Source organism: Kaistella carnis (assembly GCF_003860585.1).
Taxonomy (GTDB): domain Bacteria; phylum Bacteroidota; class Bacteroidia; order Flavobacteriales; family Weeksellaceae; genus Kaistella; species Kaistella carnis.
In genome coordinates this window covers 1992607-2014107 of the sequence record NZ_CP034159.1, presented here as the reverse complement: position 1 = coordinate 2014107, position 21501 = coordinate 1992607, and the positions used below count along the sequence as shown (strand labels likewise).

The 21501-nt window shown below is 37.7% G+C and carries 22 protein-coding genes; 3 read left to right on the top strand and 19 right to left on the bottom strand.

What is annotated here, in order from left to right:
* Positions 1–68: 68 nt before the first annotated feature.
* From EIB73_RS09360 to EIB73_RS09340, 5 genes are all read right to left on the bottom strand, one after another.
* On the bottom strand, positions 69–536 hold the full coding sequence (locus EIB73_RS09360; RefSeq protein ID WP_125024785.1) for a DUF6702 family protein: 468 nt from the start codon (positions 534–536) through the stop codon (positions 69–71).
* A gap of 40 nt (positions 537–576) precedes the next feature.
* Complete coding sequence (locus EIB73_RS09355; RefSeq protein ID WP_125024783.1) at positions 577–1335, bottom strand: LOG family protein; 759 nt, start codon at positions 1333–1335, stop codon at positions 577–579.
* A gap of 3 nt (positions 1336–1338) precedes the next feature.
* Complete coding sequence (locus tag EIB73_RS09350) at positions 1339–2052, bottom strand: nucleotidyltransferase family protein (protein ID WP_125024781.1); 714 nt, start codon at positions 2050–2052, stop codon at positions 1339–1341.
* Between the two features lie 51 nt (positions 2053–2103).
* Positions 2104–2529, bottom strand: coding sequence for a RapZ C-terminal domain-containing protein (locus EIB73_RS09345; RefSeq protein WP_125024779.1), 426 nt, complete (start codon positions 2527–2529; stop codon positions 2104–2106).
* A 118-nt stretch (positions 2530–2647) separates the two neighbouring features.
* Positions 2648–3670, bottom strand: coding sequence for an aminoglycoside phosphotransferase family protein (locus EIB73_RS09340; protein WP_125024777.1), 1023 nt, complete (start codon positions 3668–3670; stop codon positions 2648–2650).
* Between the two features lie 53 nt (positions 3671–3723).
* On the opposite strand from EIB73_RS09340, the gene xrtF reads away from it, so the two are divergent.
* Both xrtF and EIB73_RS09330 read left to right on the top strand, forming a co-directional pair.
* Positions 3724–4266 carry an exosortase family protein XrtF gene (gene xrtF, locus EIB73_RS09335; protein WP_125026092.1) on the top strand — a complete coding sequence of 181 codons (543 nt, stop codon included), beginning with the start codon at positions 3724–3726 and terminating at the stop codon, positions 4264–4266.
* Entirely contained in the window at positions 4253–4684 is a 432-nt protein-coding gene (locus tag EIB73_RS09330; protein ID WP_125024775.1) for an exosortase F system-associated membrane protein, read from the top strand. Before xrtF ends, EIB73_RS09330 begins: the two co-directional genes overlap by 14 nt.
* On the opposite strand, the gene EIB73_RS09325 is transcribed toward EIB73_RS09330, so the two are convergent.
* From EIB73_RS09325 to EIB73_RS09280, 10 genes are all read right to left on the bottom strand, one after another.
* Positions 4681–5682 (bottom strand): cation diffusion facilitator family transporter, encoded by a 1002-nt coding sequence (locus EIB73_RS09325; RefSeq protein WP_125024773.1) that lies wholly within the window; start codon positions 5680–5682, stop codon positions 4681–4683. The genes EIB73_RS09330 and EIB73_RS09325 overlap by 4 nt on opposite strands.
* A gap of 79 nt (positions 5683–5761) precedes the next feature.
* Positions 5762–6754, bottom strand: coding sequence for an aspartate-semialdehyde dehydrogenase (locus tag EIB73_RS09320; RefSeq protein ID WP_125024771.1), 993 nt, complete (start codon positions 6752–6754; stop codon positions 5762–5764).
* A gap of 25 nt (positions 6755–6779) precedes the next feature.
* Positions 6780–7226 (bottom strand): hypothetical protein, encoded by a 447-nt coding sequence (locus EIB73_RS09315; protein ID WP_125024769.1) that lies wholly within the window; start codon positions 7224–7226, stop codon positions 6780–6782.
* A gap of 142 nt (positions 7227–7368) precedes the next feature.
* On the bottom strand, positions 7369–10677 hold the full coding sequence (locus EIB73_RS09310) for a TonB-dependent receptor (RefSeq protein ID WP_125024767.1): 3309 nt from the start codon (positions 10675–10677) through the stop codon (positions 7369–7371).
* 218 nt (positions 10678–10895) lie between these two features.
* A complete protein-coding gene (gene nadC, locus EIB73_RS09305) occupies positions 10896–11756 on the bottom strand; it encodes a carboxylating nicotinate-nucleotide diphosphorylase (protein ID WP_125024765.1) in 861 nt (286 codons plus the stop codon).
* Positions 11757–11853: 97 nt separating this feature from the next.
* On the bottom strand, positions 11854–13425 hold the full coding sequence (gene nadB / locus EIB73_RS09300; protein ID WP_125024763.1) for an L-aspartate oxidase: 1572 nt from the start codon (positions 13423–13425) through the stop codon (positions 11854–11856).
* A gap of 40 nt (positions 13426–13465) precedes the next feature.
* On the bottom strand, positions 13466–14095 hold the full coding sequence (locus EIB73_RS09295) for an NAD(P)H-dependent oxidoreductase (protein ID WP_125024761.1): 630 nt from the start codon (positions 14093–14095) through the stop codon (positions 13466–13468).
* Positions 14096–14288: 193 nt separating this feature from the next.
* On the bottom strand, positions 14289–14771 hold the full coding sequence (gene rnhA, locus EIB73_RS09290) for a ribonuclease HI (RefSeq protein ID WP_125024759.1): 483 nt from the start codon (positions 14769–14771) through the stop codon (positions 14289–14291).
* A gap of 2 nt (positions 14772–14773) precedes the next feature.
* Complete coding sequence (gene dnaB / locus EIB73_RS09285) at positions 14774–16375, bottom strand: replicative DNA helicase (protein ID WP_125024757.1); 1602 nt, start codon at positions 16373–16375, stop codon at positions 14774–14776.
* 250 nt (positions 16376–16625) lie between these two features.
* On the bottom strand, positions 16626–17864 hold the full coding sequence (locus EIB73_RS09280) for an MFS transporter (protein WP_125024755.1): 1239 nt from the start codon (positions 17862–17864) through the stop codon (positions 16626–16628).
* Positions 17865–18103: 239 nt separating this feature from the next.
* Here EIB73_RS09280 and EIB73_RS09275 point away from each other — a divergent pair, with 239 nt between their 5' ends.
* Positions 18104–18442, top strand: coding sequence for a DMT family transporter (locus tag EIB73_RS09275; protein WP_125024753.1), 339 nt, complete (start codon positions 18104–18106; stop codon positions 18440–18442).
* 2 nt (positions 18443–18444) lie between these two features.
* Here the strand turns inward: EIB73_RS09275 and EIB73_RS09270 are convergent, their stop codons facing one another.
* The 4 genes from EIB73_RS09270 to EIB73_RS09255 all read right to left on the bottom strand — a co-directional run bounded on the left by EIB73_RS09270 (position 18445) and on the right by EIB73_RS09255 (position 21345).
* Positions 18445–19944, bottom strand: a complete 1500-nt coding sequence (locus EIB73_RS09270; protein ID WP_125024751.1) for a GH3 auxin-responsive promoter family protein — start codon at positions 19942–19944, stop codon at positions 18445–18447.
* Between the two features lie 68 nt (positions 19945–20012).
* A complete protein-coding gene (locus EIB73_RS09265; RefSeq protein WP_125024749.1) occupies positions 20013–20627 on the bottom strand; it encodes a hypothetical protein in 615 nt (204 codons plus the stop codon).
* Positions 20624–20995 carry a hypothetical protein gene (locus EIB73_RS09260; protein ID WP_125024747.1) on the bottom strand — a complete coding sequence of 124 codons (372 nt, stop codon included), beginning with the start codon at positions 20993–20995 and terminating at the stop codon, positions 20624–20626. Before EIB73_RS09260 ends, EIB73_RS09265 begins: the two co-directional genes overlap by 4 nt.
* Positions 20996–21060: 65 nt before the next feature.
* Positions 21061–21345, bottom strand: a complete 285-nt coding sequence (locus tag EIB73_RS09255) for a hypothetical protein (RefSeq protein ID WP_125024745.1) — start codon at positions 21343–21345, stop codon at positions 21061–21063.
* Positions 21346–21501 lie beyond the last annotated feature (156 nt).

Sequence of the window (21501 nt, the reverse complement as noted above, 5' to 3'; positions counted from 1 at the left end):
TCAAATAAAAATCCGCCTCAATTGATGAGACGGATTTTGTTTTCTTATAGTTGTTATAAAAGGTACGGTTAGAAATTAACCTCATTTACCTCTTTCCCTCTTTGAAAATTCATGGTTTTCTGAGCACCTTTGTAAGCAATATTCACCAAGTTAAACTGTTTCGGGAAAGTACTTAATAAAATGGTATTTTTAATTTTAATTGAATTGATGTCGGTAACGCCGCCCGCTTCAAAATAAACCCATACTGATTCCCCATTTACCTGACTTCCTGTAAAAGTGAGTGTCTTGGCACTTCCATTTACATATAAGTCGAAATTATTGTTCACATACTTTTTAACTTCCGCTTCAAAACCCGCAGTATTTGGATTTATTTTAATCGCATCTGATATATGTGAAGTATTCATTTTGGTCGTAAACTTCAATGTTTTACTTCCTTCAAGATAGTCAACTTTTGTCATTGAGGAGTAAAATTCTGCAGCAGCAAAACTCATCATTATCAAAGCAAAAATAGATAAACTATATAAAAATTTTTTCATCTCCCTAATTTATATTGGGTTAGCTCAAATATAATGCCAACTAAAAGTTTACGTTAACCGAGTATTTATCGTAGAAAGCTTTAATGTGAGCGACCGCTTCGTCCGCAGTATCTACCACTCTGAAAAGCTCAAGATCAGTCTCCGCGATCATGCCGTTTTCTACCAGAGTTCCTTTAAACCAATCTAACAGGCCAGACCAGAATTTTGATCCCACCAAAACGATAGGGAATCTGCCGATTTTATTGGTTTGAATTAAAGTAAGCGCTTCCGTTAACTCATCCAGCGTTCCAAAGCCGCCCGGCATTACGATGAATCCTTGCGAATATTTCACGAACATGACTTTTCTTACAAAGAAATAATCGAAATCGATGCTGTATCCTTTGTCAATATATGGATTAAAATGTTGTTCGAAAGGCAAATCGATATTCAGTCCGATCGATTTTCCTCCTCCTTGATGAGCACCTCTGTTTCCGGCTTCCATAATTCCGGGGCCACCGCCGGTAATGATACCGAAGCCAATTTCTGTGATCTTTTCGGCGATTTCTACGGCAAGTTTATATCGGTCATCATCTTCCTGTAATCTTGCGGAGCCAAAAAGTGAAACGCAGGGACCAATTTTTGCCATTTTCTCATACCCATCTACGAATTCTGCCATGATTTTAAAAACCATCCAGCTGTCTTTGGTTACGGTTTCATCCCAGGTTTTTTCTTTAAAAGAATTTTGAACTTTCTGGTCGATTTCGAAGGTGTTTCCTGCGGCAAGTTTTGTAGTTCCTTTGCCTCTGCTTATTTTGCTCATTGTTTATTTAAAAATTTTTTCAGCTTCCAAAATCGATTCAGGTCTTCCGACATCCACGATGGTTGCTGAATGTTCATATCCGCGTATACTTTCGTAGCTCATTAAATCAAGATACTCTTCCATGATTGAAAATTTTCCGCTTCTTTTGATCTTTCGGAAAATTTCAGGATTGATACAGTGAATTCCGCTAAAAGCCAATGGTTTAAATCCTTTGTTAAATTCTGCAAGTCTTTGCTCGCCACTTTCAACATTCAGCCAACCTTTCAAAATCATTTCGGGATTGAAAAGCAGTTTTCTGGAGCTTTTACGATCGGAGACTGCTAAAGTAGCGAAATCTTTTTTTTCCCGATGATATTCCACAAAATAATTTAAATCCAGATCTGTTAAAATATCAGCGTTCATAATCAGAAAATCTTCGCCATGGTCAAGAAATTTTCTTGCAAAAACCAATCCACCACCCGTTTCTAAAAGTTGATTTTTCTCATCTGAAATTTCGATATTGGAATTGAAATTATCATTCTTTTTAAGGAATTCTACGATCTGCTCTCCAAAATGATGAATATTAATCACGAAATCATTGATTCCAAAACTTTGTAAATATTTAATATTTCTTTCCAGCAAAGGAACTTCATTCACGACCGCCAAGGCTTTCGGATGATGATCTGTAAATGGTTTCAGCCGCGTTCCTTTTCCGGCTGCGAAGATGAGTGCTTTCATAATATTATCGAAGATAATTGAGGGTTTCTAATTGATCTTAATCACGATCGATTAACGATCGTTTATCAATGAGGAGTTTAATTGTGGTTGCTCATCGTGCTGCAGGAAGACGGTTGCCTGAGGATATTTCTCGCGGATGAATTCTGCTGTTTTTTCCGCTGCGTAAACCGAACGGTGTTGTCCACCGGTGCATCCAAAATTAATTTGTAGATTCTCAAAACCTCTGTCCAGATAATTTTCAATGTTAATGGAGGTGATGCTTTTTACCAATTCTAAAAATTTGGGCATCTCTGTTTTAGTTTCCAGATAATCCTGAACACCAATATCACAACCGGTTTGGGTTTTGTATTCTTCAACTCGACCGGGATTTAATATGCCCCGACAGTCGAAGGCAAAGCCGCCGCCGTTACCGGAATTATCTTTTGGAATGCCTCCTTTTTTATAGGAGAAACTGTGTATTTCTATTTTTAAACTCATGATTTATTTTAAATTAAATTTTTAAAATTGGCCACTGGAACTTTTACCATTAACAACTATCAATTTTAATGTTTGAAGACTTAGCTTCTTAATTCAAACTTAATTGTAAAAGTTTATTCTACTTTTTCGCAATGATCATTTCAATTTTACTTCTAATTTCTTCCGATTTCAATTGCAAAATTAAATTCTTCAACTCCGGATATTCTTCCATCTCCTCCCATGACTCTGAAAATGCGTAAAGGTTTTCAATCCCTTTGTCCAGACTGGAAATAAAATGTTGCTTCCGCTGAATTAAGCCGCGGAAACCATACGCTCCCAAGACCTGTACAAATCTTATCAATTGAATGGGCTTCACCGACCTTTTTAGTTGTGTAACGATTGTTGGATCTTCCCAAAGAGAGAAATAATAATCCAACATTTCATTTTTAAAATCCTGCGGAAAGTTTGCCTTTGCCTGATAAAGAAAGGAGATGACATCATAGATCAAAGGGCCTTTCATCGCGGATTGGTAATCGATAAAGAAGATCTTGTCTTCATCATTCACCATGATGTTTCGTGACTGAAAATCACGCATCATCAACCCCGTAGGTTGTAGATCTTCTATTTTCGTAACCAGTTTTTTAAACTCTAAAAGGAGGCTAGATTTGTGATAGGGAATCTCTAAAACATCTGCAATAAAACTTTTGAAATAAAATAAATCGTTGGTGATCGGTAGTTCATCGTACTTTTTGTATTCAAATGTTTTTGAATAGTCGATGAGATCAATGGTTTTACTTTGGGCGTCCGCCAGTTGCTGAAGTGTTTTTTTTACTAAAACTTTAACCCGTTCCGAAAGACCTTCTTTTTCGATGATTTCAGATAAAGTGTGGTTTCCCAGAAATTCCTGAATGTAAAGTGTACGGTTTTCGCTGATTTTTAAAACCTTTGGCGCCTGTATTTCGTGGTCTGAAAAAATTTGAGAGAAATAATAAAAACTTTCATTCTCCGCAATATTTTCGTTGTAGGTAATGATATATTTCAGGCCGGCACTTTTGCCCACAAAATTAATGCGGGCAGATCCGCTTTGAGCCAATGTGAAAAATTCCTGTGCTTTTTCGCCCGTAAATTCTTCTAAGAAAAGTTGTGCCGTTTTGCTGGTCATAGGTTTACAAATATAGGGAATTTCATATTTTGGAAAGCAGTATATTTGCAGGAATGTTCAACGATTTCAAGCCCGTTCTCAAAATATTACTGCGTTTCATCATTATTTATGTGGTGATGGTTTTGGCGTACCAGCTTTATTTGAATGGATATAAGAACGCTGGACTGGATCCTTTCTCAACCTGGATTATGAGACAAGTCGATTTTTTACAAAATAAAATTGGATATCCCTCTGAAATGGTTCCCGGAAAACCGGAAGATGAAACCACCTGGTTTTTTGTAAGTGGCAAATATGTCTCCCGGATGGTGGAAGGTTGCAACGCGATCTCGGTGATGATCTTATTTTTGGCGTTTATATTTGCTTTCTACGAAGGTTCGAAAACTTTTTTGTTTGGTGCAGTAGGAGTAATTGCTCTTCACATTATGAATGTCTTGCGGATTGTTGGGTTGAATGTTTTATTGGTAGAATATCCTCAGTATTCCAGAATGGGACACGATTATCTTTTTCCGGCCATCATTTATGGCAGCGTGGTTTTGCTTTGGCTGGTGTGGATTAAATTTTATGCTTTAAAAGATACGGAGCATGAAAATACTTAAATGGTTATTGGTTGGCATTCTGATTTTTGGTCTTGTCGGCGTGAGGATTTTGGAGGCTCAAATTTTTTATGATCCATTTCAGGCGTTTTTTCATTTGGCAAATAAACATGCACCTTTCCCAGATTTCAACTGGACTCCTTTGATCCTGAATTACCTTTTCCGATTTGGAATGAACTTGCTGTTATCTGCGGGCGTCGTTTATTTAATTTTTAAGAATAAAAAATGGACGATACAAGCGGTTGTTTTAATGCTCATCGTTTTTGCCATCACTTTTCCCCTTTACCTTTATTGCATTCATACCAAGTTTGAGATCGGATATCTTTTCTCTTTTTATATGAGACGCTTTGTAATTCAGCCTTTAATCCTGTTACTGATTATTCCGTTGTTCTACTACCGTCAGCACGTGGAGAAGATTTAATCTTCCACGGAATGCTTATCAACTTGGGCAATCGTTTTTTTGTTCCATTCCACTTTTTTAACGAACGTATTTTGACGGACAGGACACTCATATAATTCACAAATTTCGCAGGAAAAAGATTTGCAGTCATCTAAATGAAAATTAAATTCTATGGTACGATCTGTATTATTTGCAATCAATTTATACACTTCTTCCATTTCTTTATGGGCTTTTCGAAGTTCATAATACCAAGGCAAAGTTAAATGGGCATCAATATGAAGTCCGCTTCCGTGCTGTTGTATCCGCATATTATGAATGTCGATCCATTGGCGCTCCCGATTTTCATTAAGGAATTTTGAGAGGTTTTCCAGCATTCCCAAATCGGCTTCATCCATAATTCCACTTAATGATTTCCGGATGATTTTATATCCTACAAACATAATATAGCTCCCGAAGAGAAGGGCGACTAACGCGTCGATCCAGTACAGTTTTGTAAGCTGTACCAAGACCAAACTTATCACCACTCCTAGAGTCGTTACTGTATCGCTTTTTAAATGCTTCCCGGAACTTTGTAATACGAGGGAGTTTTCTCTGATGCCTTTTTGATGAGAAATATGGCCCATTAAATAATTCACGACGGCTGTAGCAGCAACAATCCAAATTCCCCAATCTAACTGCTTTGGTATATTGCCATGCAACAGCGAATCTACCGACTGCACAATGATAATAACACCAGCGAAAATAATCAGAGCACCTTCTACACCAGAAGTAATAAATTCCACCTTCCCATGCCCGTAAGGATGATCAAAATCTTTTGGTTTTGCCGCGAGATAAAGAGAATACAAACCCATGAAAGCTGCAATGATGTTCACAATACTTTCCATAGCGTCTGAAAATACCGCATCGGAATTGGTGAAGTGCCACGCCAGCAATTTCGCCAAGAAAAGAATGATGCCGATAATGGCAACATTTCTTTGGAAAGTAAAATTATTGAGGGATGGATTTTTATTTTCTGCCATAGGGTTTTATTAAACTTATGATGAATGTTTGATGGGTCTAAGCGATAAAAAAAATGCTCACTTTTCGTGAGCATTTAATTTAGACTAATTTATTTTGGTAAAGATATTCTGCAATCTGAACTGCGTTGGTAGCAGCGCCTTTTCGGAGGTTATCTGCAACAATCCAAAGGTTTAAAGTTTTTGGATTAGAGCGGTCTCTTCTAATTCTTCCGACAAATACCTCATCTTTCCCTTCAGAGTACAAAGGCATAGGATAGATGTTGTTTTTCACATCATCTAAAACAATGACTCCCGGTGTTTGAGAAAGAATAGTTCTGATTTCGGCCAGATCGAAATCGTTTTCGAATTCAATGTTTACACTTTCTGAATGTCCGCCCTGAACTGGTACTCGAACTGCAGTTGCGGTAATAGTAAAACTGTCATCACCCATAATTTTTTTGGGTTCTGTCATCAGTTTTATTTCTTCTTTGGTGTAATCGTCTTCTGCGAAAACATCACATTGTGGCAGTGCATTTTTGAAGATGTCGTAAGGATAGACTTTTTCAACTTCGTTATTTCCCGCGATTTCTCCATTCAACTGATCTACGGCATTTTTACCGGTTCCTGTAACCGACTGATAAGTGGAAACGATAACTCTTTTAACATCGAATTTTTGATTTAAAGGATGTAGAATCATGACCAACTGAATTGTGGAACAATTTGGATTGGCAATAATTTTATCGTCTTTTGTCAAAACAGTTGCGTTGATTTCGGGAACGACTAATTTTTTGTCTGCTTCCATTCTCCACGCCGAAGAATTGTCAATCACCGTAGTTCCAACTGCCGCAAATTTCGGTGCGAATTCTAAAGAAGTTGCTCCGCCTGCAGAGAACATAGCAATTTCGGGCTTTCGGTCTATCGCGTCTTGCATCGAAACAATTTCGATTTCGTTGCCTTTAAATATAATTTTTTTACCGATTGACTTTTCCGAAGCGACAGGAATCAGTTCGGTAATGGGGAAATTTCTTTCTTCCAAAACCTTCAACATGATTTGTCCCACCATTCCGGTAGCGCCTACTACTGCTATTTTCATTAAGAATATCTGTTATTAAAAATGTTTATGCGAAAAGTGAAGGAAAGACTCTCATCCATGGGAAGGCATATGCAAATAATGCAACAGCGATTACGCCCATAATAACGATCTTCATGGCAAGCGTTTCATTGGTTTTCATGTACTTATTAATGATGGTCATTAATACCACTCCAATTAACATGGAGACTGGATGCTCCACATAAGAGAATCTTGAGGCTGCGTTGCTCATCAAAGTTCCGGTTTCCAATGCTCCTTTTAATCCGGGAGAAAACACCAACATAAAAATTCCCACGATTAATTGAACGTGGAAAAGAATCATGGTAAACAAAGTTGATTTTCTCAACAGTTTAGAAATTTTTCCTGAATACCCAAACATGGTAACCAATAATGCAACGATGAAAATGATGCCCGCAAGCAAAATCAGATAAGCAAAACCTTTGTGTGCTTCAGTAATAATTTTAAATGTATCCATAGTATTTTTTGTTAAAAGCAAAGATAAAAAAAATCCCGGTGATTCGTGTATAGTCCGTGAATTGTTAAAGTTCAGTTTAAAGCCAATAAAGAAGCCTTACAAAATTAATTGTAAGGCTTCTTTTTATATCACATTGAAAGTGTTAGAATGAATATTTAAATCCAAGCATTGCACTCCAAGTAGTAAATCTTGAACTTGCTGGTCTGTATGGTGATTTAACTAAATTAGCTCCATCACGTAACATTGTAAAAGTTGGGTCAGGAGATAGATTCCCTGATCTTCCTAATACTGCTGCTCCATAAGAACTTACCGTATTGTCCTGAATTCCCCATTCTGAATTAAGTAGGTTACCAAAGTTTAAGATATCTAAAGTAATTGCAACTTTGTCTCCTTTTTGAACCATATCAGTAAAGATATTCTGAGCAATTCTTACATCAACACGGTTTAACCATGGTAACAAGAATTCGTTACGTGGAAGAATTTGACCTCTGTATTTTTCTAAACCATTATCAGCGATGAACTGGTTGAAAGCAGCATCTTGTTGTCCTGCAGTAAACAAAGTAGTTGTACCACTTTTAATATCAGCAAACTTAGTTACTTCTCCAACATTAGGGATGTACATTAAGTCATTCGCGATACCATCACCATTCACATCATTAGAGTAGTAGTAAGAGAATCTTCCTTGGTTTGCACCTGAATAGTAAACTCCAATTGTCGTATTCTTGATGTTATAACTAATATTTGCAACAATTCTGTGTGGAACTGAGAAGTTTGAAATACTCAAATCTTGTTGATTTGGTGAATCAACTGTTGGTGATGCTTGCCATGCTGAACTTGCACTTGATCCTGCGTTTGCAGAGATTTCTTTTGCTTCAGAGAAGGTGTAGAATACAGACCCAGAAAGTCCTTTCCATGTTCTCATATTTGCCCCAAACGTTGCAGAGAAAGCAGTTCCTTTAGTATCAGAGTTCGTTAAAACTACCGCGCTGTTTGCTCCAATTGCAGTGTTGTATTGGTATGATGCAGCATTCGGGTAATAAGCACGATCTTGACGAGTCATTCTCGCTGTAGATTCTTTTCTGTTTGCTCCATATTGGAATACAGAATTTACGTCTTTAGTATAGAGAATGTCTGTTGTTAATGTGAATACAGAGTTTGGAATTTTGTAGTCAGCACCGAAACTTGATCTCCATACTGACGGCATTTTGAAATCTCTATCAACTAAAGCGAATGATGCTGGTGCACCTGCTTTTGGATTGTTGATGAACACACTTCCTGCACCTGCTGGTGGATTATTTACATAGTAATAAATGTCTTGTGGCTGGAATCTTACGTTTCCGATCCATCCTGCAACTTCAGCATAAGAACCTGGCTCTACAGTGTTTTGTAAAACTCCCGCATTGGTTGGCATATTTGTTAACCATACGAAAGGAACACGACCTGTAAAGATTCCTGTGCCTCCACGTAAAGTTAAACTTCTGTCTCCCATTACGTCATAGTTAAATCCTAAACGCGGAGAAAGAGAAACTTTAGATTTTGGCCATTCACCTGAAGCATAGTTTCTTGGGTTTCCGTTTTTGTCTAATAAATCTAAAGCATCAATTGAAGGATTTGCTGTAAGATCATTTAAATAATTAGGAAGTTCTGCTCTTAAACCTATTGTAACGTTGAATTTGTCATTTAATGTAATTCTGTCCTGTAAATAAGCAGATGCTAAACCGAAGTTAACTCTAGAGTAAGTATCTTGATTAGCATATGGATAAGTTAAACCAAACATAATTGGTGCAACCTCTGCGGATGTTCCTGTTTTCAAGAAATCTTCTACTGAAGCATAACGGTAATAACCTGTTCCCATTCTGGTATAAGAGTTACCAAATTTCTGAACTTCGTATGCGATACCTGCAGTGAAGTTATTTTTTCCTGTGGTATAGGTTAAGTTATTGGTAAATGAGAAGTTATCATTCACAACATCATTCAGGTAAGAGAATAATTCTGTACCGAAACTGATGTAGTTTCCACCAGTTGGCGAACCATCCCAGATATCAACAAAAGGGAAAAGAGATTCTGAAGGTGATGTTCTTTTATCTTGAATTTTCGAGTAGGTAAATAATAATTTATTTGAAAGACTCGAGTTGAAAGTTGAGTTTAATTCAGCTGTAACAGAACTTACCGTGTTTTCAAATCCATAATTACCACTTTCAAAAGTCATTGCTTTATCACTCACACGACTCCAAGAAGATCTTGGCGCTGGACCGGAAGAAGCATTTGCAAGTTGCTGTGATGTTCCTTTCAACATATTATAACGAACCGCAAACTTGTGTTTATCGCTGATGTTCCAGTCTAAACGAGCTAGGAATTTGTCACCTTGTTGTTCTGCTTCATTAGCATAACCTTGGTAACGTCCTGGATTATAACCCCATCTGTTGATCAAGTGATTTTGAACAGCGATTAGGTCAGATTCTTTAACTCTTGAGATGTTATTTGCAGGATCTGAAATTCCGTCTTGTGAAGCTTTCCAAAGATTCGCGCCAGAAGCATTTGCTCCAGTAGCAGTTTCTCTTTCACCACTAACAAAGAAGAATAATTTATTTTGAATAATTGGTCCACCTACAGTAAGACCATTGGTCATTTTAGCACCAGACACTTTTTGAATGTCTTCACCATTTATTTTCCAACCGTTCAATTCTTTACCATTATAATAACCGTATAATGAACCATGGAATTTATTAGTACCTGATTTGGTAATCGCATTAATACCAGCACCTGTAAAACCAGACTGTGTAACATCAAAAGGGGCAATGTTTACAGAGATTTCCTGAATTGCATCTAAAGAAATTGGCTGCGAGTTACCCCCTGGAAGTGGGCTGTTGCTTAAACCAAAACCGTTATTGAAATTCGCTCCATCAATTTGAAGGTTGTTATAACGAGCATCACGACCTGCAAATGAATTGCCGTTTGCTTGTGGAGTTAATCTCGTAAAATCTGTAATACTTCTAGAAGATTGCGGAAGTTCCTGAATTAGTTTTTGACCAACGTTTGTTGCAGCTCCCGTTTTGTTAGCGTTTCTGCTTACTCCGGTAACTACTACCTCAGCAATATTTGCTGTTTTCTCACCGAATACTGGATTCAGCGCAAATGGTTGACCGAGTTCCAAGTACACATCATCGTATATCATTGGTTGTTCATTACCATAGGTAACTTCTACTTTGTAAGGTCCACCAACACGCATGTTGGATAAGTTAAAAACTCCTGCAGAATTTGCAGTAGCCGAATAAACCGTTCCTGATGGCATGTGTGTTGCCTTAATGGTTGCCCCAGTGCTTTTTTTGCCGTCTGTAGTTGTTACAACGCCCGACATGTTACTGGTAGTAACCTGTGCGTGGATGTTACCATAACCTGCAAATGCAATAGCGGCAATGAGCGCGGTCTTTTTAAGTGGATTAAAATTCATATCAGTTAATTTAAGTTTACCTTTTTAGTAAGTTTGGTGCAAAACTATTATATTTAAACGGTATTTTCGTTAACAAATTGTTAAATTTTAAAGTTTTGTTAATTTGTGGAATAATTGATTGAAAATCAATGGTTTAAAATTATTATTTAATGCCTTTAATCTCAATTTGTGTTGTCTATTTGTTCTAAAGTACCTTTTTTAATTACCATTTCGATAAATTATTTTACCGCTTTTAAACTCAAATCAATATTCTTCGCTGAATGAGTAAGCGCTCCCGCAGAAATATAATCCACTCCCGTTGCGGCGATTTCTTTCAACATGTCTCGTGTAATTCCACCCGAAGCTTCGGTTTCGCACTGTCCACCAATAATTTTTACAGCTTCTTTCATGGTTGCGACATCCATATTGTCAAGCATAATACGGTCTGCTCCGGCCTTCAGCGCTTCTTCCACTTCTTCCAGAGTTCTCGTTTCAACTTCTATTTTCAAAGGTTTGTTAAGTTTTTCAATATATTTTTTCGCCATTTTTACCGCTTTGCTGATGCTTCCGTTGTAATCAATGTGGTTGTCTTTCAGCATAATCATATCGTACAATCCATAGCGGTGATTCGTTCCGCCTCCAATTGCAACAGCCCATTTTTCACAAATTCGGAAATTCGGTGTTGTTTTTCTTGTATCGAGAAGTTTGGTTTTTGTACCAAGTAATCTGGAGTCCCAATCATGTGTTAAGGTCGCTATTCCACTCATTCTCTGCATACAGTTCAGTACGAAACGTTCCGTAGAAAGAATTGATCGTGCACTTCCGGTTACGTAAAAAGCGATATCGCCTACTTTCGCAGCGTCGCCATCATTGAGCAAACGTTCTACTTGCAAGTTTTTATCAAACTGTTTAAATATAATTTCTGCAAGCTCGACTCCGGCTAAAATACAGTCTTGTTTTACAAGTAATTTGGCTTTTTGTTCCAAGTCCTTCGGGATGGTGGCTAAGGTAGAGTGGTCGCCATCCTGAATATCTTCTTCTAAAGCATTTTTAATGAAAGTTTTTAAAGCGTCTTTCGTTACGTATGCTGGTTTTTTCATTTTGTATATTTTAAGAAACCTTTAGGTTTATATTGAGTTAATTATGGGTGCTTGATGGTTTCGAAATTTTCACCTATTTTTTCTGGTACTATTTCCCTCAGACCAAATCTCTGTTAAAAAACGAACCTTTATTCTCTTTCATCTGTAAGGAATGTTTGATAATTAAATAAGAAATATTTGTAAGATTTCTTAATTCCGAAAGTTTTGGAGACAGGATAGAGTAGTTGTACAATTCATTTACAGCGTCAAAAATCTCGTGCTGTTTTTTCTTTGCAATAGCTAATCGGTCGTTACTTCGCACAATGCTTACCAAATCGCTCATCATTTCCTGAAGCTGTCTGCGCAGGTAAGAAACCATCACCATTTCATCCATCATTTTCATTCCGTCTTCATTCCATTCCGGAATTGCTTTCAGATCATCAAAGTTGAAATCGTTGATCCCGAGAAGTTCAACGGTTTTCATTGCGGCGTTGTGCCCGAAAACCATTCCTTCCAATAAAGAATTTGAAGCCAGTCGGTTCGCGCCGTGCAATCCGGAGTTTGTACATTCTCCCACGGCAAAAAGATTTTTAATGGAGCTTTGGCCATCTCGGTCAACATCGATTCCGCCCATTAAATAATGACACGCCGGAACCACCGGAATAAGCTGTTTAAAAGGATCGATTCCTTCATCCATACATTTCTGATAAATATTCGGAAAATGTTCCATAAATTTTTCATGGTCCATATCGCGACAATCTAGGCCTACATATTCATCTCCCGAAATTTTCAACTCATTGTCAATCGCTCTTGCGACAATATCTCTGGAGGCTAATTCTTCACGCTCGTCGTATTTGTGCATGAATCTTTCGCCATCTTTTGTCCGGAGTTTTGCACCATCACCACGCACGGCTTCGGATATTAAAAACAACATCCCATCTAATTTAGAATACAGCGCAGTAGGATGAAACTGGTAATACTGCATGTTCGAAATCTTGCCGCGCGCTCTGTGAACAAAGGCAATTCCGTCACCTGTTGCAATAAGTGGATTGGTTGTGTTTTTATAAACATGACCGGCTCCACCTGTGGCAACCAAAGTTATTTTAGCGGTGATCTTTTTTATTTTCTTGTTTTTCTCATCCAAAATGTAGGCGCCGTAACAGTCTATTTTTTCCAGGTCAAAAACTTTCCCCGGAACATGGTGTTGCGTAATTAAATCGATGACATAATGATGTGCCATGATTTCGATGTTCGGCGATTTGTTGGCAGTTTCCAATAACGCGCGCTCAATTTCTTTTCCGGTAATATCTTTATGATGCACTATTCTGTTTTCGGTATGACCACCTTCCCGCCCCAGCATCAGATGCCCATCTTTCTGGTCGAAATTTGTTCCCCATTCCACGAGTTCACGGAAACGTTCGGGTCCTTCTTCGATGACCATTTTTACGACGTCCAGATTATTTTCCCCGTCGCCGGCTCTCATGGTATCATCAATATGTTTTTGGAAACCATCATTGTCAAAGTCTGTCACCACTGCCAATCCGCCTTGAGCGTATTTGGTATTGCTTTCATCTTCATCTGCTTTGGTGACGATGATAATTTTGGCTTCAGGCATTTTTTCGGAAATCTTTATCGCATAAGAAAGTCCGGAGATTCCTGATCCGATGACGAGTACATCTGCTTTTATCATTAATTTATTTCAGGTATTATATTGTAAGTTCAAATTTTGGTTAAATAAATTTAAACATTTTCTCACTAGGTTTCCTCACTTTTTTCAATTTTTGGAATTCATCTTCTTCAGATCGATAACCAATCGCTAAAGTCACAGCTACTTTTTCTTTCGTGGTGTCAAGGTCTAAAATTTTATCAATTTCCTGTTGTTTAAAACCTTCCATCGGACAAGTGTCTACGTTTTCTAAGGCTGCGGCGAACATCAAATTTCCCAGCACGATATAGCACTGTTTGTCGGCCCAACTTATCATCTCATCTGCAGTTAATCTCTCAATATGGTTGCTGATGCTTTGTTTAAAGGGATTTAAGCTTTCTAAAGAAATTTCGCGGGTTTCTGAAATATAATTGAAGTAACTCCCAATATATTGAGGTTCAATATTGTTTTTAGAAACGATGGCGATTAAATGAGAACAGGTTGAAATTTGCGATGGATTGTAAAATGCCGGAATGAGTTTTTCTTTCATTTCCGGACTTTGAACTATAATCAACTTATAAGGTTGTAAACCTAGCGAACTTGCGGAAAGTCTTGCTGCTTCGAGAATGTGATAAAGTGCATCTGGTGACACCGTTTTTTCAGCATCAAATTTCTTCACCGAATATCTTTTGTTCAGGGCTTCAAGGTAATTCATCTAACAAAGATAAATAAATGAGCCGGAAGTTTTGTGCGCAATTAAGGAATGTTGACCGTTAACGTCAATGATTCATTTCTAAAGATGATTTTAAAACATCCTCAGTTTAAAAAATCCATTCACAGCAAATTTGGTTGAAGATTGTAAATTGACTGTTGAACGAAAAGAAATTTCAGCACAAAGAAATGTGCTGTTAGAATAGGCCTCCGTTTTGTTGGTTTTCAAAAAACTCGTCAACGAGCAAGGGTTCAGTTTGCGCTGCTTTGACAGCAAGTTGATCACAGATTTCATTTTCGATATGTCCGGCGTGGCCTTTTACCCAATGAAAAGTGGTTTGATGCATTTTAAGTAAAGGAACCATTCTTTTCCACAGATCCGGATTTTTCACATTTTTAAAACCTTTTTTGATCCAGCCGAAAATCCATTTTTGGTTAATTGCGTCTGAAACATATTTGCTGTCCGTGTAAATATGGATGTCGTTTTCGGTTGATTTAAGTTTCTCTAATGCGGTAATTACCGCCAATAATTCCATGCGGTTGTTGGTGGTGAGACGGAAACCTTGCGCATAGCGCTTTTCGTAATTTTTTTCGGGAACTTTCATGACGATTCCGTAACCGCCTCTTCCGGGGTTTCCACTACAGGCACCATCAGTATAAATTTCTATCTTAAGACTCATTCCTAAAATTGAAAATCATCATCATCATCCAGGTCATTCATAGAAGAGCCTGAGAGGTTTTGTTTGCTCGGCAGATCAAAAGCCGCTCCCGGATCAATGGTTGTTTTTATTTTATCAAAACCACTAGGATTATCAAGTTGTCCAAAATTAGAAGACTGATATCCGGCACCCGATCCATATTGATTTCCAAACAAGTCGAGGTCGGCAAATTTCGCAATATTTTTATAGAAAGACATTCTAACATCGGCAGTTGCACCATTTCGGTGTTTCGCAATAATTAATTCCGCTTGATTTTCGGTTGACGATTCACCACCATCTTCATCGTTGTCCCAAGTTGCAATTTTATAATATTCCGGGCGGAAAATAAAGGAAACGATATCGGCATCCTGCTCAATCGCTCCGGATTCCCGTAGATCAGAAAGCATCGGTCTTTTTCCAGGTCTGGTTTCCACACTTCTGGATAGCTGAGAAAGTGCAATTACAGGTACGTTTAATTCTTTTGCAATCGCTTTCAAAGAACGGGAAATCATTGCAATTTCCTGCTCACGGTTTCCTGCGCCACCTTTTCCATTGTTTGCCGTCATCAGCTGAAGATAATCGACCATGATGATTTTTACACCATGTTGCATCACCAAACGTCGGCATTTTGCGCGGAAGTCAAAGACCGAAAGGGAAGGTGTTTCATCGATATATAAAGGCGCATTTTCTAAAGCAGAAACATTGGAGAACAATCGTTGCCACTCTTCATCGGTCATTTGTCCTTTTCTCAGTTTCTCGGAAGAAATTCCTGTTTCTGAGGCAATCATTCTTGTAATTAACTGTACAGAGGCCATCTCCAGGGAGAATAATGCCATGGGAATATTATGTTCTACCGCAATATTTCTCGCCATAGAAAGTAGAAAGGCCGTTTTACCCATCGCCGGACGCGCCGCTATGATAATTAGATCTGAATTCTGCCAGCCTCCAGTTTCTTTGTCGATATCTCTAAATCCAGAAGGAATCCCGGAGATTCCTTCTTTATCTTTTAAAGCTTTAATGGTGTCGATGGCTTGTTTTACCAAAGTATTTGCCGTATCAAAACCTTTTTTAATGGTTCCGTTTGTGATTTCGAAAAATGCCTGTTCAGATTTATCCAGCAATTCGAATACATCTGTCGATTCTTTGTAAGAACTGTCGATTACGTTGGCAGAAACATTAATTAAACTTCTTAGAATAAATTTTTCCAAGATGACACGAACGTGATATTCTATGTGTGCACTGGACGAAACACCCATCGTTAAATCAATGATATAATGATCGCCACCTGCCAAAGCAAGTTTATCTGTTTTTTTTAATTCCTGAATTACGGTCATTAAATCAACCGGATGGTTTCCTTCAAACAAACGAACTATAGCTCGGAAAATCTCCTGATGTCTGGGATCGTAAAAAACGTCTGCTGTTAAAAGATCAATGGAATAATCGAGTCCTTTTTTATCGATAAGAAAAGTTCCGATGACGAGTTTTTCGAATTCTACTGCATTGGGTGGCATTTTGCCGTCGGAGATTGAAAGCTCCTTGGCGAAATTACCGTGTATAAGAGATGATAAAGTGTCCTTTTGTGTCATGTCACAAAGATAGTTTTTTTAAGTTTTTGTTCTAAATATTTAACCAACATTTAGCGTGGTTTTTGGGTTAAGTTTTTGGTTTTCAGGTGTTTTGTCTGTTGGTAAGTCGACTTAATGCCCGGTTTTCCTTATAGCCCGGATTGTAATGAAAATCCTTTTTTTTGCGTGGGACAAAGGTAGGGCAAAAAAGATTGTAATGGAAAGCCGGACGGTATTTGAAAGAAGCTGAAATTGTGATGCTCCTAAAAAATTAATAGTTCATTTTGCGAAGTTTTGGAACGGTACTTCCGACTAAGAGTGCAATCAAAACGGTCATAGTACCACCAAATACTACCGATCTCACGACGCCTAAAAGTTTGGCTGCAACACCACTTTCAAACTGTCCCATTTCGTTGCTGGACATAATGAAGATTGAATTCACACTCAAGACTCTGCCCCGAATATGATCGGGTGTTTTCAACTGAACGATGGTGCCGCGAATAACAACTGAAATTCCATCCAGCATTCCACTTGCGACCAAGAGGAAAAAGGAAAACCAATAAAGTTCTGAGAGGCCGAAACCGATGATGCACAACCCAAATCCAGCAACGGCAAGTAAAAGAATTTTTCCTTGATTTTTCTTTAAAGGGACAAAGGCGAGAAATGCTATAATACACATAGAACCAATATCTGACGCGGCATTTAGCAGACCGAATCCTTCTGAGCCAACTTTTAAAATGTCGGTTGCGAAAACGGGGATCATGGCAACGGCGCCACCAAAAAGTACGGCGAACATATCGAGACAGAGTGCACCTAATATTTCTTTCGTTTTGTAAATATAGGCGAGCCCTTCGCGCATGCTTTGTACCACTCCAATTGTCTTATCGGTGTTTTCCGACGGGTGTTTATTCAGAAACCAGAAAAAGATAGAGGAAAAAATCATTAATCCTACAATCACCAGAATGGTTCCGGAAATATCAATCCAGTGAATCAGAAATCCTCCCAACGCGTGACCGGAAACCGAAGCGGTAAGAAATGTCGCCTGATTTAAAGTGATGGCATTGGGAAGTTGATCCCGGGATACAATTTTTGGAATCATGGAAGGGATAATTGGACCTATAAAAGCCCGACAAAATCCGGTGAAGAAAATGACGGCGTAAATAAAATAGGAAATCTGAAGATTGCTGAAGTGCAGTAGCTGATGACCAAAAAATGCCGGTATTGCGAGCAGGCCGATCAGAAATACGTAAGCATAATTACAAATGAGCAAAAGTCTTTTCTTTTCAGAATTATCGATCACATGACCCGCATATAATGCCGTGGAGACGGCGGGAATGACTTCTGATAAACCAATTAAACCGATGGCAAAAGGATCTTTGGTTAACTGATAAATCCACCAACCCATTAAGGTAGCCAACATTCGAAAGGATAAAACCAGAAAAAACCGGCCGGTCATAAGGTTTCGAAATTCGGGTATTTTTAGGGTTTGAATGGGTTGCAGAGAAATCATTCTGCAAAAGTAAATTTTCGCAAGGAAAAATCATCCATGAATTTTGTTGGAATTCTTATTTTTTTTGCAAGAATTTATCAGTTTATTTTTGGAGTTTTCTTTGAGATTTTGGTAGAGGTTTTTGATGTTGAATTGTATTACTATTACATTAATGATCTTGATTCATCATTAATAAATTTTAAGCTCTTACTTTTTATCTCGATGAGGTTTTGAAGTCAGAAAAAAATTATCTTTGAAAAATGAATTGGATTTTACTTATTATTGGCGGTTTATTTGAAACCGGTTTCGCAACTTGTCTTGGAAAAGCACAGGAAACCACGGGCAGAGAAAGTTATTTCTGGTGGGCAGGATTCGTGATTTCCTTATTTCTAAGTATGTTTTTGTTGTACAAAGCAATATCTGTCGGGACAAGTCCAATTCCGATTGGGACCGCTTATGCAGTGTGGACGGGAATTGGTGCTGTTGGCGCTGTTTTTATGGGAATTTTTATATTTAATGAACCTGCAACATTCTGGCGGATGTTTTTTGTGTTTACTCTGATCGCTTCGGTGGTTGGATTGAAAGTGGTTTCGAATTAAAATTACTTTTTAAAATTAATTAAGAAATCACCTATCTTCCGATCGTTCGCTAATCTTGGGATTTTATTTTGTCCGCCCAATTTTCCTTGGGATTTTGCATAATCCTGAAATGCATTTTTATTTAAACTGGTGATAATCAAAGGCTGCAAAATTTTCCCGGAGATGAGGTCATCATAATAGGAATTTCTTTTCCGCATTTCTTCATCCAGATTATTTCTAAAATCTTCTAAACTTTCGGGCTCTTTTTCAAACTCGATAAACCATTCATGATACGGCAATCCTTCTGCAGGATTTACTTGTGGTGCCAAATGAAATTCTGTGATCTGCGCGGGATATTTTTCTACTGTTGCTTTTAGTGCTTCCTCCACTTCAAAAGCAATGACATGTTCCCCAAAAGCCGAAGTAAAATGTTTTGTTCTGCCTGAAACTAAAATTCTATAAGGGTTTTTGGAAATAAAACGCACCACGTCACCAATGGAATAAGCCCACAATCCAGAGTTTGTAGTCAATATTAAAGCGTAATCTCTATGAAGTTCAATATTTTTTAACGTTAATCTTCGGGGATTTGGTTTTCCATATTCTTCAAGCGGAATAAATTCATAAAAGATTCCGTGATTGGTCAAGAGCAATAAACCGTCTTTTTCAAAATCGTCTTGAAAGGCGAAAAAACCTTCACTCGCCGGAAAGGTTTGCAAGGTATCAACCGGTTTTCCCAGTAGTTCATTCATCTTTTCGCGATACGGTTCGAAGTTGACGCCTCCCGTAATAATCAGCTGAAGATTGGGAAAAAGTTCGGTGATTTTTTTACCATTTCTTTCAATTAACTTCTCAAAATACATAATCAACCACGGTGGGATTCCGGAGATCAGTGTCATGTTTTCTTTTTCAGTTTCCTTTACAATGGCATCTACTTTCGTTTCCCAGTCTTCGATGAGGTTGGTTTCTAAACTCGGCAGGCGGTTTTTCTGTAAATAAGACGGAATGTGATGCGCCACAATTCCAGAGAGTCGTCCTGTTTTGATACCATACAGATCTTCCAGTTCCGGACTTCCCTGTAAAAAAATCATTTTACCATTTACAAAATCAGCATTGTTTTTTTGCGTGATATAATGAAAGAGTGCGCTTTGAGCGGCGGCAATTTGGTAAGGCATTCCTTCCTTAGAAATGGGAATATATTTTGAGCCGGAAGTCGTACCGGAAGTCTTTGCAAAATATTCCGGAGTGTCGGTCCAGAGAATATCCCGCTGACCTTTTTTTATCTTTTCGATATAGGGCTTTAAATCTTCGTAATCTGAAACGGGTACTTTTGTTTGAAAATCCTCTATTGTTTTGAGTTCTTCAAACTGATAAGTGCGTCCAAATAAAGTTTTTTCTGCAGTTTTTAAAAGTGAAAGTAAAAGTTGCTCCTGGTCTTTTACTGCATTTTGTTTAAAGGATTGGGTTCCTTTAACATGCTTTTTTGCCCAAAGCAAGGCGATATTTTTCTTTATGAAATTTAGCATATGCAAATTTAAATCATTTTATAAATGAAGAAACAAGAGGTTAACGAAAAAGAACCTTTTTAGATTTTTTAAAAATTATAGCGGTAACCTAAATTTAAACTGAGAAAAGTAGAGCGGTTATAAAACTTTTTAATTTCTGGGTTTTCGTTGTACACATTATTAAAATAGAAATTCACTTTTCCAGAGACGAAAACCTGCTGGTAACCTTCGCGGTCTAAAGTGTACAGGGCTTTTCCTCCCAAATTGAAACCGGTTGCGTTGTCTTTTATCTTTTTATTTTTCGCATCGATCAATAAATTGGTTTGACGGTAATAACTGAAACCAGCCATTTCTTCAATCGAAAAATCTTCCGAAACCACATGCCGATGAGTGAAGTATAAATCGATGTTCGTAATGGTGGGCGAACCAATATTACCATACAAACTCTGTTCACCGTATTTCACATTAGAAAAGAGAACATTGTAATCTACTCCAACCCCAAAATTCAGCGGAGTCATTAAATTTCCACCAAATCCGAAACCGTAGAAAGGTGACACTAATTTTGCCAAATAATTATTTCCAAGAGGTTTCATCACGATAACTCTTGTTTCGATATTAGAAACCACGTCAAGTTTATTTTTCTTTTTTTGCGCGAAAAATACAGTTGAAAAAACAATAAATGGGAGGACTAAAATTCTCATCATTCCAAATTAATCTCGTTAAAAGTAATGTAGGTCGTGCCAATCGGAATCGTTATCTCCAATGAATCAGTGGAAAGTGAACATCCTTCTTTTGACGCAGAAAAAGTTTTTATTTTCTTCGAAAGCACAAGGGAAAAAGAATCCGATAAAAGAGGACCGGATAATTTGAATTGTCCATTTATATCCGGAATGGTTTCGGCCACGTTTTTCGAATCGCTTCTGATGACGACTTTAACTTCGCTAAAGTCAATTTCATTTCCGGTGATTGTACCTTCGACATAAGCGCGCGCATTATCTCGGTTTTCAGATGTACAACTCATAAAAAAGAGGAGGAACAGGCAAGTCGTAAGAACCAGTAATTTTTTCATCATAATTTTTAAAGATAATAAAAAAACCTTTCGAACGTACTGAAAGGTTATTGAATTGCGACAGAAATTTATTTGTTTTCTTTATATCGTTTGTCTGGGGTGCCGTCTTTTTTTAATTTTTGATTTGCTTTGTACCTTTTATCAGGCGTTCCGTCTTTTTTCAATTTCACTGCAGAATTTGAAGCCGGTGATTTTGCCACTGATAAAGTTTTTGCCTCACCTGTTTTCTTCGCCGGTTGCATCTGTACTGATTTGGCTGGAACCGCATTTGTGGATTTTTGTGGAGTAATCTGTTGTGCAGTTGCAAGTCCAAGGCCTAAAACCAAAGATAGTGCTGATAATAATTTTTTCATCTTATTACAATTTTAATAGTAGCGTGTTGTTATTCAACGCCGTAAAATTAAACAAATAGAGTTATTGTAAATTCTTGAGGGTTCATTTTAACCAAACTTTAACACCAGTTTTTACGATCCTTTTAGTAAAAAAAAGCTGCTTCAAATAATGAAGCA